Raw genomic sequence first — 16,345 nt, 5'->3', positions numbered from 1 at the left:
ACGGCCCGGGGGCCGCCGGCGACTAGCGCGACTGCTGGGCGGGGACGCCCGCGGTGCGCTCGTCGTCGATCGGGGAGCCGGCCGCGGCCACCGCGGCACCGGTCAGCGTGGCCAGCATCTCGCGGACGTTGGTCAGCTGCGCGTTGATGGAGTCGCGGCGGTTCGTCAGCGCCGCCAGCTCGCGCTCCGATTCGCTGCGGATCCGGTCGGCCTTGGCGTTCGCGTCGGCCACGATGTCCTCGGCCTGGCGCTGCGCGGTCTCCACCGTCTGGCGGGCCCGGCGCTCCGCGTCCGTCCGCAGCTTCTCGGCCTCCAGGCGCAGCTGCTCCGCCCGGTGCTCGATCTCCGCCAGACGCTTCTCGGCCTTCGCCTGACGCGCGGCCAGGTCCCGCTCCGACTGCTCCCGGCGCTTGGCCAGGTTGGTCTCGAAGTCCGCGGCGGCCTGGGCCGCCTTGGCGCGGGTCTCCTCGAAGAGGGCGTCCGCCTCCTCGCGCTTCGACTGCGCGTCCTTCTGCGCCTCGGAACGCAGCGAGTTGGCCTCGCCCTGCGCCTTCTCGACGATCCGGACGCCCTCGTCCTCGGCCTTCGCCTTGCGCTCGGCCGCGAAGGACTCCGCGTCGTTGCGCACCTGCTGGGCGGCCGACTCGGCCAGCTCGCGGTGCTGCTCGGCGGCGCGACGGGCCTCCTCACGCAGGTCCTTCGCCTCCTCCTCGGCCAGCCGCAGGATCTTCTCGACCCGCGCGCCGAGACCGGCGTACGACGGCTCGGCGTCGCTGACCTGGGCCTGGGCGTTCTGCGTTTCGAGGTGGAGTTCCTCGATGCGCTTTTCCAGAGAGGTGATCCGCGACAGAGCGCTGTCACGGTCGGCGACGAGCTTGGTAATGCGGTCGTCCACCTGACCGCGGTCGTAACCACGCCGCACGAGCTCGAAGCCGAAGGGGGAGGATGTGTCGCTCATGAGGTTCCTGTCGAAAGAGACCGGTGAGGTGTTAGAGGGAATCCTAGGGGCCGAAGCGGCGTGTCATCGAGCGTATGCCCGTTTGATCTGGAGAATGTCCAGCCTTTTGAGTGGCTAGCTCTCCGAGGACTTGCCACTCGAACGAGTGGACCCCGCGGACGCGCCCGCCTTGACCGTCTGGGCGCCGCCGGACTTCGCCCCACCGCCCGGCGCCTCGAAAGACTCCAACGCTTCGAGGACGTCCTGGACACGGGAGATCTCGGCATTGATGCTCTCGCGCCGACGGACCAGCACCTCCAGCTCGCGCTTGCCCTCCTCGACGAGCCGCTCGGCCTCCTGCTCCGCCTCCGCCTTGATCTTCTCCGCCTCCGCGACGAGCGAGGCCTTCTTCTGCTCGGCCTCCTTGAGGAGCGCCTCCGCCCGCTTCACCGCGGCGATGCGCACCTTGCTCGCCTCGGAACTCGCCTCGGAGAGCATCTCCTTGGACTTCTCCTCGGCCTCCGCCCGCTGCTCGGTCGCCGCCGTCACCAGCTTGTCCACGCGCTCGCCGGCCGTCTTCATCTGCTCGGCCGTCTCGCGCCGCGCCCGCTCGTGCAGCTCCTCGATCTCACCCTCGACCCGGCCGCGCAGCTCCTCCGCACGGTCCCTTATGGCCGTGGCGTCGCTGCGCGCCCCGATCAGCAGCTCGTCCGCGTCCGTACGGGCCTTCTCGACCAGCGAGTTGCCCTCGATGGTCGCCTCGGCGACGATCCGCTCGGCCTCCTTGCGGGCCGCGCCGACCATCGTGTCCGCCTGCGACTCCGCCTCGGTGGTGGCGCGCAGCGCCTCCTCCTGGGCCTTCGCCATCAGCTGGTCCGCCTGCTCGGCCGCGTCCGCCCGCTTCTTCGCGCCGGCCTCCCGGGCCTCGTCGAGCGTGCGGTCCGCCTCGGCACGCGCCTCGGAGCGCATCTCCTCGGCCGCCGCCTCGGCCTCCGCCCTGACCCGCTCCGACTCCACGCGGATCCGCTCCGCCTCGGCCGTGGCCTCGGCGACCAGCGTGTCGGCCTGCTCGGCCGCGTCGGCCCGCCGCTTGTCGGCCGCCTGCCGGGCCTCGTCCAGGACCTGCTCGCCGTCGGCGCGGGCCGCGGCGCGCAGCGCCTCCGCCTCCGCCTCGCCGTCGGCCTTGACCTGCTCGGCCTCGGCCCGCAGCCGGGCCGCGTCCTGCTCGGTGCTCTCCAGCAGCTCGACGGCCTCGGTCGTGATCCGCTCGGCCTCGGCCGTGGCCTCGGCGACCAGGGCGTCGGCCTGCTCGGCCGCGTCGGAGCGCCGCTTGTCGGCCGCCTGCCGGGCCTCGTCCAGAATCCGGTCGGCGTCCTCCAGCGCGGCCGTGCGCAGCGCCTGCGCGTGCGCCTCGCCGTCCACCTTGACCTGTTCGGCCTCCGTACGGAGCCGGGTCGCGTCCTGCTCGGTGCTCTCCAGGAGCTCTGCGGCCTCGGTCGTGATCCGCTCGGCCTCGGCCGTGGCCTCGGCGACCAGGGCGTCGGCCTGCTCGGCCGCGTCGGAGCGCCGCTTGTCGGCGGTCTCCCGGGCCTCGTCCAGGACCAGCGCGGCCTCGGCGGTGAGCCGCTCGGCCTCGGCCGTCGCCTCGCCCACGAGCGCGTCGGCCTGCTCGGCCGCGTCGGAGCGCCGCTTGTCGGCCGCCTGCCGGGCCTCGTCCAGGACCTGCTCGGCCTCGGCCGTGATCCGCTCGGCCTCCGCGCGCGCCTCGCCGACCACCGTCTCCGACTGGGCGGCCGCCTCCGAACGGATCCGGTTGGCGTCGTCCCGGGCGTCCGCACGGGTGCGGGCCGCGTCCTGCTCGGACGAGGCCAGCGCGTCCGTCGCCTCGGTCCGTACCCGCTGCGCGTACTCCGCGGTGTCCGCCCGCAGCTTCTCCGCCTCCGCGAGGGCGTCCGTGACCGTCCGCTCGGCCAGCGCCTTCGCCGCCTCGGACTCCTCCCGCGCGCGCTCGCGGGTGCGGTTCGCGTCCTCGGTGGCCCGCTCCCGCTCCTCGTACGCGTCGGCGCGGACCCGGTCCGCCTCCTCCTGCGCCTCGGTCCGGGTGCGCTCCGCCGCGTGCTCGGCCGCGCTGCGCAGCCCGGCGATCTCCTCCTCGGCCGTCTCGCGCAGCCCGGAGACCGAGTCCCGCACGTCCTGGGCGGTCTGCTGGGCGCCGGACACCAGCTCCGTGGCGCGGGCGTCGGCCTCCTCGACCAGGCGGTGCGCCTCGGCCTGGGCCTCCTCCACCCGCTTGCGCGCGGAGGCCAGCAGCTCCTCGCTCCGCTCCCGGGCGTGCTCGCGCTCCCGGTCGGCCTCGGACCGCGCCGAGTCCAGCGTCTCCTCGGCCTCCCGGCGGCGCCGGTTGGCCTCCTCCTGCGCGGCGGCCAGCGCCTCCGCGGCCTCGGCGGCGACCCGCTCGGCGGCGGACGCGGCCTCGGCCCGCACCCGGTCGGCGGTCTCCTGCGCCTCGGACCGCAGCCGCTCGGCCTCGGCCCCGGCCTCCTCGCGCAGCGTCGTCGCCGCGGACTCCGCCTCGGCCCGCGCGGTGGACGCGTCCTGGGACGCCTCCGCGCGCAGCCGCTCGGCCTCCTGCTCGGCCTGCGCCTGCAGCGTCCGGACGCGCTCCGCGGCCTCCGCGCGCTGCCGCTCGCTCTCCTCGGCGGCCTCGCGCCGGATCCGCTCGGCCTCGGCCCGCGCGTCGGTCAGCTCCTCGCCGGCGGCCGACAGCTTTGCCTCCGCCTCGGTGTGCAGCCGGGTCAGCTCCTCGGCCGCCTCCGCCTGCCGGGCCGCGGCGGCCCGCTCGGCCTCGTCGCGCACGGCGACGGCGATCTCCTCGGCCGCCTCCTTGACCGACTCGGCCTGCTCCTCGGCCTCGGCGCGCATCCGCTCGGCCTCGGCGCGGGTGCGCTCCAGCGTCTCCTCGGCCTGGGTGCGCAGGGTCTGCGCCCGCTCCACGGCCTCGCCGCGGACCCGCTCGCTCTCGGCGCCCGCGCTCGTCCGCAGTTCCTCCGCGTCCCTGCGGGCCTTGGTCAGCAGCTCCTCGGCGGTCTTCGCCGACTCCTCGATCTGGCCGACGGCCTCGCGCCGGGCCTCGCCGCGGATCCGCTCGCCCTCGGCGATCGCCTCGGCCCGCAGCTGCTCGGCCTCGCCGCGCAGCCGGCGCGCCTCCTCCTGCAGCTCGACCGTCTTGGCGCGGTACTCCTTGGTGTCGTCCTTCGCCGAGCCGAGCAGCTCGTCGGCCTGCTCCTCGGCGGTGGACCGCAGCCGGTCCGCCTCGGCCTCTGCCTCGCGCCGGATCCGCTCGGCCTCCTCGGCCGCCTTGCGGGTGGTCTCCTGGGCGTCCTGCGACGCCTTGCTCAGGACCTCCTCGGCGGTCCGCGCGGCCTTGGCGAGCGCGGCGGCGGAATCCTCGGCGGCGACCGTACGGGCCTTCTCCGAGGCCTCCGAGACCAGCTTCTCGGCCTCGGCGGTCGCCTCGCGCAGCTTCTCCCCGGCCTGCTCCTTGAGGGCCTCGGCCTCCTTGGTGGCCTCGCCGACCAGGCGCGCGATCTCCGCCTTCGCGGTGCGGGTGCGCTGCTCGTTGACCGACTCGGCGGAGGCGAGCTGCTTCGCCGCCGACTCCTTGGCCTCGCTGAGCGCCCGCTCGGCCTCCGTACGGGCCTCGCGCAGCCTCTCCTCGGCCTCCTGGAGGCGCTGCTCCGCCGCCCGGGACAGCTCGGCGGCCTCGCGGCGGGCCTGCTCGGTCTCGGCGGTGGTGGCCGAGCGCAGCTGCTCGGCGTGGCTGGTGGCCTCCTGGGCCTGGCTGGAGGCGGCGCCCAGCATCCGCTCGGCGTCCTTGCGGGCGCGCAGCAGAATCGCTTCCGCCTCGGCACGGGCCGCCTCGGCCTCGGTACCGATCCGGCGACGGGTCTCCTCGGCGACCCGGGCCGCCTCGGCGCGCGCGGCGGCCAGCGACTGCTCGGCCTCGGCGCGGGACTCCTCCATCAGCCGGCGGGCCTGCGCCTCCGTACGGGCCCGCAGCTGCTCGGCCCACGCCACGTTCTCGTTGACGTGCGACTCGACGGTCTGGCGGCGCTCGTTCAGCTCCTGGTCGAGCTGCTGGCGGCGCGTGACGGCCTCGGTGTGCAGCTCCGACTGGAGCCGGGCCTGCTGCTCCGCGTGCTCCTGCAGGATCCGCTGCGTCTGGGCGCGCGCCTCCCGCAGCTCGCGCTCGGCGTCCTGGCGCAGCTGCTCGGCCTGCACCTGCGCGTTGCGCAGCATCTGCTCGGCCTGGTAGCCGATGTCCGCACTGTCGTACGCGGGCCGCGACGCGATGGTGCGGCGCGCCTCGTGGAGCTTGGCGCGCAACACCTCGACCTGGTAGCCGAGGTCCTCGGCGTGCTGGACGGCCTTCTCCCGCTCGGTCTTCAGCCGGTCCATCTCGGCTTCGAACCGCGAGAGGTGGTCGTCTTCAGCTCGCTGGCTCTCCTGGCGTTCGTAGCCCCGCACTGCGCGGTCCCATCCTTCCCCGAGCTCTTCGAGCAGGGGAGACCCCAACCCTGGTCGCAACTCCAGCGGTCACGCCCTCACGGACGAGGACGGACCCCCGGGGAATCGTGGCAGATCGGACGACCCCGACATCCCGACTTCGGTGCCGTGCGCACACGGCTCCGACCGGCCCCGGCCCGGAGTCGCCCACTCTACCGGGCCGGGAATCCGGAGGTCAGTGCTCCGCTGAGGAGTGGTCAGCCGAGGGCTCCGCCGAGGTGACCAGTTCGGTCAGCACGCCGTGGCAGTCCTTGGGGTGCAGGAAGGTGATGCGGGAGCCCATGGAACCGATCCGCGGCTCGTCGTAGAGCACCCGGACGCCCTTGCCGCGGATGGCCTCCGCGTCCCCGTCCACGTCCGCGGTGCCGAAGGCGATGTGGTGCACGCCCTCGCCGTTCTTGGCGAGCCACTTGCCCACCGCCGAGTCCTCCCGGGTCGGCTCCAGGAGCTGGAGGTAGGAGGCCCCGCCGTCCGAGGTCTCGTTGATCTTGAGCATGGCCTCGCGGACGCCCTGCTCCTCGTTGACCTCTTCGTGGAAGACCTCGAAACCGTACGTGGCCTTGTAGAACGCGACGGTCTCGTCGAGGTTCCGGCAGGCGATTCCGATGTGGTCGATTCGCGTCAGCATGCCTCCAGTGCAGCGCCGGGCGGATGGTTACGCAACGTGCGCGCGATCACACCGGCAGGCCGGTGACCCGGCGCGGCACCGCTCAGTACATTGGCGGTAAACCCTCGTTCACTCCTCATCCCAAGGGGCTGTGCCTCATGTCTGGAACGACCGGTACCACCTCAGTGATCGTCGCGGGCGCCCGCACGCCCATGGGTCGCCTGCTCGGCTCGCTCAAGTCCTTCTCGGGCGCCGACCTCGGCGGTTTCGCGATCAAGGCCGCCCTGGACCGTGCCGGCATCGGCGGCGACCAGGTGCAGTACGTGATCATGGGCCAGGTGCTGCAGGCGGGCGCCGGGCAGATCCCCGCCCGCCAGGCCGCCGTCAAGGCCGGCATCCCGATGAACGTCCCGGCCCTCACCGTCAACAAGGTGTGCCTCTCCGGTCTCGACGCCATCGCGCTCGCCGACCAGCTGATCCGCGCGGGCGAGTTCGACGTCGTCGTCGCCGGCGGCCAGGAGTCCATGACCAACGCCCCGCACCTGCTGCCCAAGTCCCGCGAGGGCTACAAGTACGGCGCCATCGAGATGCTCGACGCCATGGCGTACGACGGTCTGACCGACGCCTTCGAGAACATCGCCATGGGCGAGTCGACCGAGAAGCACAACACCCGCCTGGGCATCCCGCGCGGGGTCCAGGACGAGATCGCCGCCCTGTCGCACCAGCGCGCCGCCGCCGCCCAGAAGAACGGCGTCTTCGAGGCGGAGATCACCCCGGTCGAGATCCCGCAGCGCAAGGGCGACCCGGTCGTCTTCTCCCAGGACGAGGGCATCCGCGCCGAGACCACCGCCGAGTCCCTCGGCAAGCTCCGCCCGGCCTTCGCCAAGGACGGCACCATCACCGCCGGCACCTCCTCGCAGATCTCCGACGGCGCGGCCGCCGTGGTCGTCATGAGCAAGGCCAAGGCGGAGGAGCTGGGCCTGGAGTGGATCGCCGAGATCGGCGCCCACGGCAACGTGGCCGGCCCGGACAACTCGCTCCAGTCGCAGCCGTCCAACGCCATCCTGCACGCCCTGAAGAAGGAGGGCCTGGAGGTCGCCGACCTGGACCTGATCGAGATCAACGAGGCCTTCGCCGCGGTCGCCCACCAGTCAATGAAGGACCTCGGCGTCACCCCTGAAAAGGTGAACGTCAACGGCGGCGCCATCGCGCTCGGCCACCCCATCGGCATGTCCGGCGCCCGCGTGGTGCTGCACCTGGCCCTGGAGCTCAAGCGGCGCGGCGGCGGCGTCGGCGCGGCCGCGCTGTGCGGCGGCGGCGGCCAGGGCGACGCCCTGATCGTGAAGGTTCCCGGCAAGTAATCCGTCACCTCAAGGAGCACCGCAGATGGTGGACGTCCCCGCACTGGTCGCCCAGGCACGGGAGGGCCGGCCGCGCGCCGTGGCCCGGCTGATCTCGCTCGTGGAGGGGGCGTCCCCGCAGCTGCGCGAGGTCATGGCGGCGCTCGCGCCGCTGACCGGCAACGCGTACGTGGTGGGCCTGACCGGCTCGCCCGGCGTCGGCAAGTCGACCTCGACCTCGGCGCTGGTCACCGCGTACCGCCGGGCGGGCAAGCGGGTCGGCGTGCTCGCCGTCGACCCGTCCTCGCCGTTCAGCGGCGGGGCGCTCCTCGGCGACCGGGTGCGCATGTCGGAGCACGCCTCCGACCCGGGCGTCTACATCCGCTCCATGGCCACCCGAGGGCACCTGGGCGGCCTCGCCTGGTCCGCCCCGCAGGCGATTCGGGTGCTCGACGCGGCCGGCTGCGACGTGGTGCTCGTGGAGACCGTCGGCGTCGGCCAGTCGGAGGTGGAGATCGCCTCCCAGGCCGACACCTCGGTGGTGCTGCTCGCGCCGGGCATGGGCGACGGCATCCAGGCCGCCAAGGCGGGCATCCTGGAGATCGGCGACGTCTACGTGGTCAACAAGGCGGACCGGGACGGCGCCGACGCCACCGCCCGCGAGCTCAACCACATGCTGGGCCTCGGCGAGGCCCGGGGGCCCGGCGACTGGCGTCCCCCGATCGTCAAGACCGTCGCCGCCCGAGGCGAGGGCGTCGACGAGGTCGTGGAGGCCCTGGAGAAGCACCGCGCCTGGATGGAGGAGCACGGCGTCCTGGCCGAGCGCCGCCGGTCCCGCGCGGCGCGCGAGGTCGAGACGATCACCATCACGGCGCTGCGCGAGCGGATCGGCGACCTGCACGGCGACCGCCGCCTGGACGCGCTGGCGGAGCGCATCACGGCCGGCGAGCTCGACCCGTACGCGGCCTCCGACGAGCTGATCGACAGCCTGACGGGCCACTGAGCGCGCTCTCACGGCCCACGCGGGAGGGCCCGGCACCTGCAAAAGGTGCCGGGCCCTCCCGCGTGTCCGGGGATCCCGTCCTACGGCTTGCCCCGGCGCCCGCGCAGCTGCTCGGCGACGGGCTTGAGCGACTCGTGGAGCTCGGAGAGCGCGGCGGTGCTCAGCAGGTCGATGAAGTGCTTGCGCACGGACTCGACGTGGTGCGGCGCCACCTTGCGCATGGTCTCCATGCCGTGATCGGTCAGCACCGCGTACAGCCCGCGCCGGTCCGACTCGCAGTTCTCGCGCCGCACCAGACCGGCGTTCTCCATCCGGGTGATCTGGTGCGAGAGCCGGCTCTTGGACTGGAGCGTCGCCGCGGCCAGGTCGCTCATCCGCAGCCGACGCTCGGCCGACTCGGACAGATTCACCAGAATCTCGTAGTCGTTCATGGTCAGGCCGAAGGGCTGGAGGTCCTTCTCCATCTGGTACGTCAGCATCCTGTTGACGTCGAGGTAGGTGCGCCAGGCGCACTGCTCGGCATCGGTGAGCCAGGGGGTGGCCGTCTCGGTCTCCATATATGGATTCTACCTAAGAAGTTGAAAACTTGACGAAGTGGGAAGGTGTGACGCGGAGCACCCGGACCTGGCCCCCGAGCCCCGGCCGACGGGCGCAGACGTTCGAGGACGTCACACTCCGCAGACTACCGCTCACTCAGCGCCCGGCATGAGGGCCGGATCGAGCCTGGGCCGGAATCCGACCTTCACGCGATGACCACCCGTTCGCACGGTTCCGGGAAGGCCGCCGGTGACGGTGCCCCCGCATCGTCATTCTGACGCCCGCGGCCGACACCGTGCGAGGCGACGGCGGCGGGCGCCCGCCACACCCGCCGATTCACAGGCCGAAGCGACGCTGGAGGTCCCCGAGCTGTCCGGGAAGGCGCGGCACCTGGCCGAGGGGGCCCTGGCCGGAGCCGGGTGCCCCGTGGCCGCCCGGAACGCCCGGCTGGGCGCCCGGCTCGCCGATGGCGCGTTCCGGCATGAGGAGCTCCGTGGACTGGAGGAGGACCGTGCCCGCGCCGACGAACTCGAACTGGTGCTCCTCGCCCGAGGTGCCGCCGAGGCCCGTCAGGGCCCGGACGCCGCCCATGACGCCGGTCATGTAGCCGTGGTCGTAGTGGTGGCAGGGCGAGGGGCAGTCGGCCCAGCCGACCAGGGCCTGCGGGTCGACGCGGAGCGGGGGTTCCATGAAGACCACCGGGCCGTTGGAGGCGGCGACGAACTTGCCCGTGCCGATGAGCGTGACGAAGCCCGGCACGATCGACTGCTTCAGGGCCAGCGTCGGCTGGTAGGCCAGCAGGTTGCCCGAACGGATCGTCAGGTTGCCCTCGTCGAGGTCGTACGAGTTCACGTCGAAGGCCCGGTCGGCCAGGAGCATCTTGCCGCTGCCCTCGGCCACCACCCAGTCGCTCGCGTGCAGCGGCGAGTGGAAGGAGGTGCGGACCAGCCGGTCGAGCCGGCCGTGGCCGATGCCGTTGAACTCGATGCGCCCGTAGTAGGCGATCATCTTGCCCTTCTGCAGGAACCACTGGGAGCCCTTGAGCTCCACGCAGAAGGTGTACGGGTTGACGTTGTCGTCGGACGGGAGGGAGTGGGGGTCGAGGACGACCGGGCCGCCGGATGACAGGGTGCTCACAGCTTCTCCTCCGAGGCCTGGACGTACACCGCGCCGCTCCCGCTCAGCTCCAGCTGGAACGCCTCGCCCGAGCCGCGGCCCACCATGTCGCGCCAGCCCAGCGCGGTGGAGAGCTTGTTGCGGACGTCGCCGTGGTGGGCGACGTAGGCCTGCGGGTCCACGTGGACCGGGCGACCGGGGGCGATGGGGAGTTCGACGACTCCGCCGTGGGCCATGACCGCGACCGAACCGTGGCCGCGCAGGGTGGTGGTGAACAGGCCCTGGCCGGTGACCTGGCCGCGGACCATGCCCATGACGCCGCCCTGGGAGCCGAGGAACATGGTGCCCTGCTCCAGCGTGCCGTCGAAGGCGAGGAGCCGGTCGGCCTCGACGTACAGGGTGTCGCCGGTCAGGCCGATGACCTGGATGTGGTGGCCGCCGTGGCCGAACATCACGGTGCCGCTGCCCTCGACGGTCATCAGCGGGGTCGCCTCGCCGGCCACCCGGCGGCCGATCATCGACATCAGGCCGCCCTGGCCGCCGGAGATGTTCGGCGTGAACGTGACGTCGCCGCGATAGGCGAGCATCGCGCCGCGCTGGCTGAAGAGCCGCTGGCCCGGGATCACCGTGGCCTCGACCATCTTGGAGTTGATCTCGCGGAAGGGCATCAGACGTCGCCCCCGATCGTGTTCCGCTCGCTGGGCTGCACGTAGACGAGCCCGTCGCCCTCGAAGCGGATCTGGAAGGCCTCGCCGCCGCCCTCGCCCATGAGGGTGCGGAAGGTCACACCCGACTGGAAGTGCTGCTGGAGGTTGCCCTGGTGGGCGATGTACGCGCCGGGGTCGACGTTGAGCGGGTACTGCGGGGTGACGCGGAGCACGACCGCGGGGCCGTCGGACATGATCGCGGCCTGCCCGGTGCCCTCGACGGTCGTCGTGAACAGGCCGTTGCCGGTCGCTCCGCCGCGCAGACCCGTGAAGGTCGTGCCGGTGCGCAGGCCGGCGTCGGTGCACAGGAGGTTGCTGGACTCGACGTACAGCTTGTCGCCGTGCAGCTGGACGAGGTTGATCTCGGAGGCGCGGTCGGCGAACCAGCAGGTGCCCTGCCCGCGGACCTCCATCACCTCCATCTGCTCGCCGGTGAGCCGGCGGGTCACCATGCCGCGCAGGCCCTCGCCGCCGCCGGACATCTTCTTGAACGCCATCTGGCCGTCGTAGGCGACCATCGAGCCGTTCTTCGCCTTCACGGCGTCGCCGGTCATGGACACGGCGAGCACTTTGCTGCCTTGGAGTCGGAACATTGCCACGGTGGTGAAGGTACTGGGCCCCCGGTTAAAGGGACAGCAAAGTCGCCGTGCACAATGGGACGGCCCTTGTGCATCCGTTCACAAGATCGAACGAAGGTGACCCCTCCCGTGGACATCAAGACCGCCTCCTCCCTGCACCGGCTCCGCCTCGTCTCGGCGCCGGAGGCCGTGTCCTTCCTGCTGCTGCTCGTCTGCTCGGTCCTCAAGCGGACGACGGACTTCAACGCGGTGCCGGTCATGGGCGCGATCCACGGCATCCTGTTCGTCCTGTACGTGCTGTTCTGGCTGGACGCCTGGAACCGCACCAAGTGGAGCTTCGGCACGGCCGCGCTCTACTTCGTGCTCTCCGTCCTCCCGCTCGGCGGCTTCTTCGCCGAGCGCCGGCTCAAGCGCGAGGCCGAGGCCGCCGTCACGGCCTCTCGCGCCCGTCGTGAGGCCGCGGTGAAGGCATGATCGTCGCGTTCTCGGTGACCCCGCTGGGCGTGGGGGAGGAGGTCGGCGCGTACGTCGCCGACGCGGTCCGGGTCGTACGGGAGTCGGGGCTGCCGAACCGTACCGACGCGATGTTCACCTCGATCGAGGGCGAGTGGGACGAGGTCATGGACGTCGTCAAGCGCGCCGTCGCCGCCGTGGAGGCGCGGGCGCCCCGGGTCTCGGTCGTGCTGAAGGCGGACATCCGGCCCGGTGTCACGGACGGTCTGACCTCGAAGGTCGAGACGGTCGAGCGGCACCTCGGGGCCTGATCGCCGCCTCGGGTGAACGCCGCCCCTCGGGTGAACGCCGCCCCTCGATGAACGCCGCCCCTCGGTGAACGCCGTCCCTCGGTGAAACGCCGGCGCGAGCCGGCGGACGCCGACGAAGGCTCGCGGCCCCCGGTCCTGGTCAGGGCCGGGGGCTTCTTCGTGCCCGCCGCTTGAGCGGGTGCTCAAAACTCGCTACTGTCCCTCTTGAGCGGTCGCTCAAAGCGACGCTCGGCAAGGGGGAGGGGCCATGGGGCTCTACGTCGAGGCGCGCGTGCGCACGGACCTGGACACGCTCTGGGAGCGGAGCCAGGACCCGGCGCTGCACCAGCGGTGGGATCTGCGGTTCACCGAGATCGCGTACCTGCCGGACGCCGAGGGCGAGCCGCGGCGGTTCCGGTACGCCACGCGCGTGCTGCCCTTCCTGGTCGTCGCCGGCACCGGTGTCTCCGCGGGGGAGCGCCACCGGGCCGGCGGCGACCGGGTCTCCGCCCTCCGCTTCTCCTCGCCGCATCCGCTGTCCCTGCTCGCCGAGGGCAGCGGCTACTGGCGTTACGTGCCCGAGCGGGACGGCGTCCGCTTCCTCACCGGCTACGACTACCGGCCGCGCTGGGGGCGGTTTGGGCGGATCGCCGACCGGCTGCTCTTCCGGCCGCTGATGGGCTGGGCCACCGCCTGGTCCTTCGACCGGCTGCGGCTGTGGTGCGAGCACGGGGTGACCCCGGAGCGGGCCCGCGCGCACTGGCTGCTGGAGGTCCTCGCCCGGGTCCTGCTCGTGGCCGTCCCGGTCACGGCGGGCGCGCTGCCGCTCGGCGCGGTCTCGCTCGCCGCGGTGCCGCTGACCGTCCTCGGACTCGTCGCCGCCCTGCTCGTACCGCCGTCCCCGCGCACCCCGGCGGCCCGCCGGTGCCTGCGGACCGCGTCGTCCCGGAGCCGCGCGCCGCGGCTCCTCGCCACCCTGGAGGGGCCGTGAGCTCGATCTTCCGCACCGCCATGGGGAAGGCGGCCTTCGGGCGGCTGCACCCGGAGCTGCGGCGGCGCTTCTCCGTCGGGCTCGCGAGCGGCGAACTGTGCGTCGGGCGGGGCGTCATGGAGCGGATCTGGCACGGGCGGGGGCCCGTGCGGCCGCTGATCCGGCCCTTCCTCGCACTCGGCGGCACCCGCAACATCCTGCTCCCGCGCACCGGGCGCGACGTCCCCTTCACCATCGAGAACGTGCCGTACCTCGACTCGTACGGGCGGGAGACCGTCACCTTCGTGCGGACCTTCGCGCTGCCCGGCGGGCCGCGCCGGTTCGACGCGACGATGGTGCACAGCCCCGAGCGCGGCTGCGTGCTCGACTACCTCGGCACCCACCAGCACCTCGCCAGCGAGCTGCGGATGTCCGCCGAGCCCGACGGCTCGCTGCTCATCCGCTCCGGCGAACACCGCTTCCGCGAGGGCCCGGTGGACCTGCGGGTGCCCGGACTCGTCGGCGCGGACGCCGAGGTGCGGGAGTCCTTCGACGAGGACACCGGCCGCTTCCGGATCCGGGTGCGGGTCGTCAACCGGTTCGTGGGTCCGCTGTTCGGCTACGAGGGGTCGTTCGCGGCCGAGTACGCCCCGGTGCGGGAGCACGGGGTGCGGGCGGGGCTGCGTCCGGTGCGCGAGGAGGTGCGGGCATGAGCGCCGAGGACACCCGGGAGCGACTGCTCGACGGGGCGCTGCGCACGCTCGTCGAGCAGGGGATCACCAAGACCTCGGCGCGCTCGGTCGCGGCCACCGCGGGCGTCAACCAGGCGCTGATCTTCTACCACTTCGGCTCGGTCGACGAGCTGCTCTCCGCGGCCTGCCGCCGGGGTGCCGAGCAGCGGGTCGCCCGCCATCGCGAGCGGTTGCGCGCGGTGCGCAGCCTGTCCGAACTCCTCGCGTTCGGGAGGGAGATGCACGCCGAGGAGCGGGCGGCCGGGCATGTCGCCGTGCTCGGGCAGCTGCTCGCCGGGGCGCAGACCCACCCCCGGCTGGCGCCCGCGACGGCCGCCGGGCTGGATCTGTGGATCGAGGAGATCGAGGGGGTGCTGCGGCGGGTGCTCGCCGGCGGCCCGGTCGAGGGCCTGGTCGATCCGGCCGGGCTCGCCCGGGCGGTGGCCGCCTCCTTCGTGGGGATGGAGCTGTACGAGGGGGTCGACCCGGACGGGGCCGCCGCCGCCCTCGACGCGCTCGAACAGCTGGGCGGGCTGATGGCCGCGCTCGACGAGCTGGGACCCGTCGCGCAGAAGGCGGTCCGCTACGCGTTGCGCCGTCGGAGTGACATTCCGTAAAAACCCCCGCTCGGCCGAATCCAGTCGACACGCCGGTCACTGTCCCTTTTCGTGGGGCTATCGACCCGTTCGAGACAGCTGGAGGCACCGTGCGGCCGGGAGGCTACGACTACGACACCTACAGCGAACTCGCCGGCCCCCTCACGGAGGCGGACCCGGACCCGGCGCCCTACCGGGTGCGGTACCGGAGCCTGCTGTCGAAGGAGCCGCACCGAATACGGGCCGTCCTCCTCATGGGGCTCGCGCCCCTGCTGTCGGCGCTGCTGCTGGCCTATCTGGTCTGGCCGAGCCACTGGACCGTCCGCGAGGGCGACGACCGCTGGCGGGTTCCGTACGACACCGTGATGCTCGTGTCGATCGGGCTCATCTGCTTCTTCATGCTGGTCAACGTCACCTCGATCGCGCACGCCACCCTCGTCGCCCGCGACCCGGTACCCGTGCGCGCGCGGAAGGGCACCCGGGTCGCCTTCCTCACCACGTACGTGCCGGGCAAGGAACCGCTCTCCATGGTCCGCGCCACCCTCCGGGGCGCGGTCCGGCTGGTGCACGACGGGCCGCTCGACGTCTGGCTGCTCGACGAGGGCGACGACCCCGGGGCCAAGGCCCTGTGCGAGGAGCTCGGCGTCCGCCACTTCACCCGGGCCGGCGTCCCCGAGTGGAACCGCCGCAAGGGCGTCCACAAGGCCCGCACCAAGCACGGCAACTACAACGCCTGGCTCGCCGTGCACGGCGACGCCTACGAGTTCTTCGCCTCCGTCGACACCGACCACGTGCCGCTGCCGAACTTCCTGGAGCGGATGCTCGGCTACTTCCGCGACCCCGACGTCGCCTTCGTCGTCGGCCCGCAGGTGTACGGCAACTACAGCTCCGCCGTCACCAAGGCCGCCGAGTCCCAGCAGTTCCTCTTCCACGCGCTCATCCAGCGGGCCGGCAACCGCTACCGCGCACCCATGTTCGTCGGCACCAACAACATCGTGCGGATCGCCGCCCTGAAGCAGATCGGCGGCCTGTACGACTCGATCACCGAGGACATGGCCACCGGCTTCGAGCTGCACCGCCGCAGGAACCCGGCGACCGGGCGCTTCTGGCGCTCCGTCTACACCCCCGACGTCCTCGCCGTGGGGGAGGGGCCCGCCTCCTGGACCGACTTCTTCGGCCAGCAGCTGCGCTGGTCCCGCGGCACCTACGAGACGCTGCTCAAGCAGTACTGGAAGGCGCCCTTCCGTACCCCGCCCGGCCGTCTCCTCAACTACACGCTGATGCTCGTGTACTACCCGATGACCGCGGTCAACTGGTTCCTCGGCGTCCTCAGCTGCGTCCTCTTCCTGTGGCTCGGAGCCTCCGGCACCCAGGTCTCCTCCGCGGTCTGGCTGATGATCTACAGCGACGCCGTCGCCCTCCAGATCGGCCTCTACCTGTGGAACCGGCGGCACAACGTCTCGCCCCACGAACCCGAGGGCTCCGGCGGCCTCGCCGGCATGGCGATGTCCGCGCTCTCCGCGCCGGTCTACCTCACGGCCCTCGGATCCGCCGTGCTGCGCACCCGCGGGCGCTTCGTCGTCACGCCCAAGGGCGGCGAGGCCAGCCCCGACCGGCTCCTCACCTTCCGCATCCACCTCTTCTGGGCCGCGGTCCTCGGCGCCTCCCTGGTGGCCTCCGTCCACTTCGGGCACACCCACGTGGCCATGCGCACCTGGGCGGTCCTCGCCCTCGCCATCAGCCTCGCGCCGCTGGTGATCTGGAGCGTCGGCAGCCTGCGCGGCCGGCGCCGCGCCCGGCTCCGCGAGCTGGCCAGGGCCAGGGCGCGCGCCCGCGGCCGGGCCGACGCCGCCGAGGGCGTGGCCCTCGCCGCCCCGCCGCCGCCCGCGCCCACGACGACCGGAGGGAACTGAG

At 72.9% G+C, this 16,345-nt stretch carries 15 protein-coding genes; 8 read left to right on the top strand and 7 right to left on the bottom strand.

Features of this window, described 5'->3' with window-relative positions:
* Positions 1-22: 22 nt before the first annotated feature.
* The 3 genes from ABD981_RS12805 to mce all read right to left on the bottom strand — a co-directional run bounded on the left by ABD981_RS12805 (position 23) and on the right by mce (position 6,131).
* Positions 23-958 carry a coiled-coil domain-containing protein gene (locus ABD981_RS12805; RefSeq protein WP_046909175.1) on the bottom strand — a complete coding sequence of 312 codons (936 nt, stop codon included), beginning with the start codon at positions 956-958 and terminating at the stop codon, positions 23-25.
* Positions 959-1,072: 114 nt separating this feature from the next.
* Positions 1,073-5,464: a polarized growth protein Scy gene (gene scy / locus ABD981_RS12800; protein WP_046909176.1), complete on the bottom strand. Its 4,392-nt coding sequence runs from the start codon at positions 5,462-5,464 to the stop codon at positions 1,073-1,075.
* 214 nt (positions 5,465-5,678) lie between these two features.
* A complete protein-coding gene (mce, locus tag ABD981_RS12795; protein ID WP_046909177.1) occupies positions 5,679-6,131 on the bottom strand; it encodes a methylmalonyl-CoA epimerase in 453 nt (150 codons plus the stop codon).
* A gap of 137 nt (positions 6,132-6,268) precedes the next feature.
* Between mce and ABD981_RS12790 the strand changes: the two genes are divergently transcribed.
* Positions 6,269-7,471, top strand: coding sequence for an acetyl-CoA C-acetyltransferase (locus ABD981_RS12790; RefSeq protein ID WP_046909178.1), 1,203 nt, complete (start codon positions 6,269-6,271; stop codon positions 7,469-7,471).
* Between the two features lie 25 nt (positions 7,472-7,496).
* The gene (gene meaB / locus ABD981_RS12785) at positions 7,497-8,453 is read left to right on the top strand and encodes a methylmalonyl Co-A mutase-associated GTPase MeaB (protein ID WP_046909179.1); all 957 of its coding nucleotides are present in this window, start codon (positions 7,497-7,499) and stop codon (positions 8,451-8,453) included.
* A gap of 80 nt (positions 8,454-8,533) precedes the next feature.
* Here meaB and ABD981_RS12780 read toward each other — a convergent pair whose 3' ends face one another.
* The 4 genes from ABD981_RS12780 to ABD981_RS12765 all read right to left on the bottom strand — a co-directional run bounded on the left by ABD981_RS12780 (position 8,534) and on the right by ABD981_RS12765 (position 11,406).
* Entirely contained in the window at positions 8,534-9,010 is a 477-nt protein-coding gene (locus ABD981_RS12780) for a MarR family winged helix-turn-helix transcriptional regulator (protein WP_046909180.1), read from the bottom strand.
* 316 nt (positions 9,011-9,326) lie between these two features.
* Complete coding sequence (locus ABD981_RS12775; protein ID WP_240495307.1) at positions 9,327-10,127, bottom strand: AIM24 family protein; 801 nt, start codon at positions 10,125-10,127, stop codon at positions 9,327-9,329.
* Positions 10,124-10,774: an AIM24 family protein gene (locus ABD981_RS12770; RefSeq protein ID WP_046909181.1), complete on the bottom strand. Its 651-nt coding sequence runs from the start codon at positions 10,772-10,774 to the stop codon at positions 10,124-10,126. The genes ABD981_RS12775 and ABD981_RS12770 overlap by 4 nt, the downstream gene beginning before the upstream one ends.
* The gene (locus tag ABD981_RS12765) at positions 10,774-11,406 is read right to left on the bottom strand and encodes an AIM24 family protein (RefSeq protein WP_046909182.1); all 633 of its coding nucleotides are present in this window, start codon (positions 11,404-11,406) and stop codon (positions 10,774-10,776) included. The genes ABD981_RS12770 and ABD981_RS12765 overlap by 1 nt, the downstream gene beginning before the upstream one ends.
* A gap of 114 nt (positions 11,407-11,520) precedes the next feature.
* On the opposite strand from ABD981_RS12765, the gene ABD981_RS12760 reads away from it, so the two are divergent.
* From ABD981_RS12760 to ABD981_RS12735, 6 genes are all read left to right on the top strand, one after another.
* Entirely contained in the window at positions 11,521-11,865 is a 345-nt protein-coding gene (locus ABD981_RS12760) for a DUF3817 domain-containing protein (RefSeq protein WP_046909183.1), read from the top strand.
* Entirely contained in the window at positions 11,862-12,155 is a 294-nt protein-coding gene (locus ABD981_RS12755; protein ID WP_046909184.1) for an MTH1187 family thiamine-binding protein, read from the top strand. The genes ABD981_RS12760 and ABD981_RS12755 overlap by 4 nt, the downstream gene beginning before the upstream one ends.
* A 247-nt stretch (positions 12,156-12,402) precedes the next feature.
* Entirely contained in the window at positions 12,403-13,125 is a 723-nt protein-coding gene (locus tag ABD981_RS12750; RefSeq protein ID WP_046909185.1) for a hypothetical protein, read from the top strand.
* Positions 13,122-13,817 (top strand): DUF4166 domain-containing protein, encoded by a 696-nt coding sequence (locus tag ABD981_RS12745; RefSeq protein ID WP_046909186.1) that lies wholly within the window; start codon positions 13,122-13,124, stop codon positions 13,815-13,817. Before ABD981_RS12750 ends, ABD981_RS12745 begins: the two co-directional genes overlap by 4 nt.
* Positions 13,814-14,452 carry a TetR/AcrR family transcriptional regulator gene (locus ABD981_RS12740; protein ID WP_046909187.1) on the top strand — a complete coding sequence of 213 codons (639 nt, stop codon included), beginning with the start codon at positions 13,814-13,816 and terminating at the stop codon, positions 14,450-14,452. Before ABD981_RS12745 ends, ABD981_RS12740 begins: the two co-directional genes overlap by 4 nt.
* 89 nt (positions 14,453-14,541) lie before the next feature.
* Entirely contained in the window at positions 14,542-16,344 is a 1,803-nt protein-coding gene (locus ABD981_RS12735; protein WP_046909188.1) for a glycosyltransferase family 2 protein, read from the top strand.
* Position 16,345: the final 1 nt, after the last annotated feature.

The sequence above is a fragment of the Streptomyces showdoensis genome, from assembly GCF_039535475.1.
GTDB lineage: Bacteria > Actinomycetota > Actinomycetes > Streptomycetales > Streptomycetaceae > Streptomyces > Streptomyces showdoensis.
The sequence above is the reverse complement of the archived record's forward strand: the minus strand, read 5'-3'. Positions and strand labels throughout refer to the sequence as shown.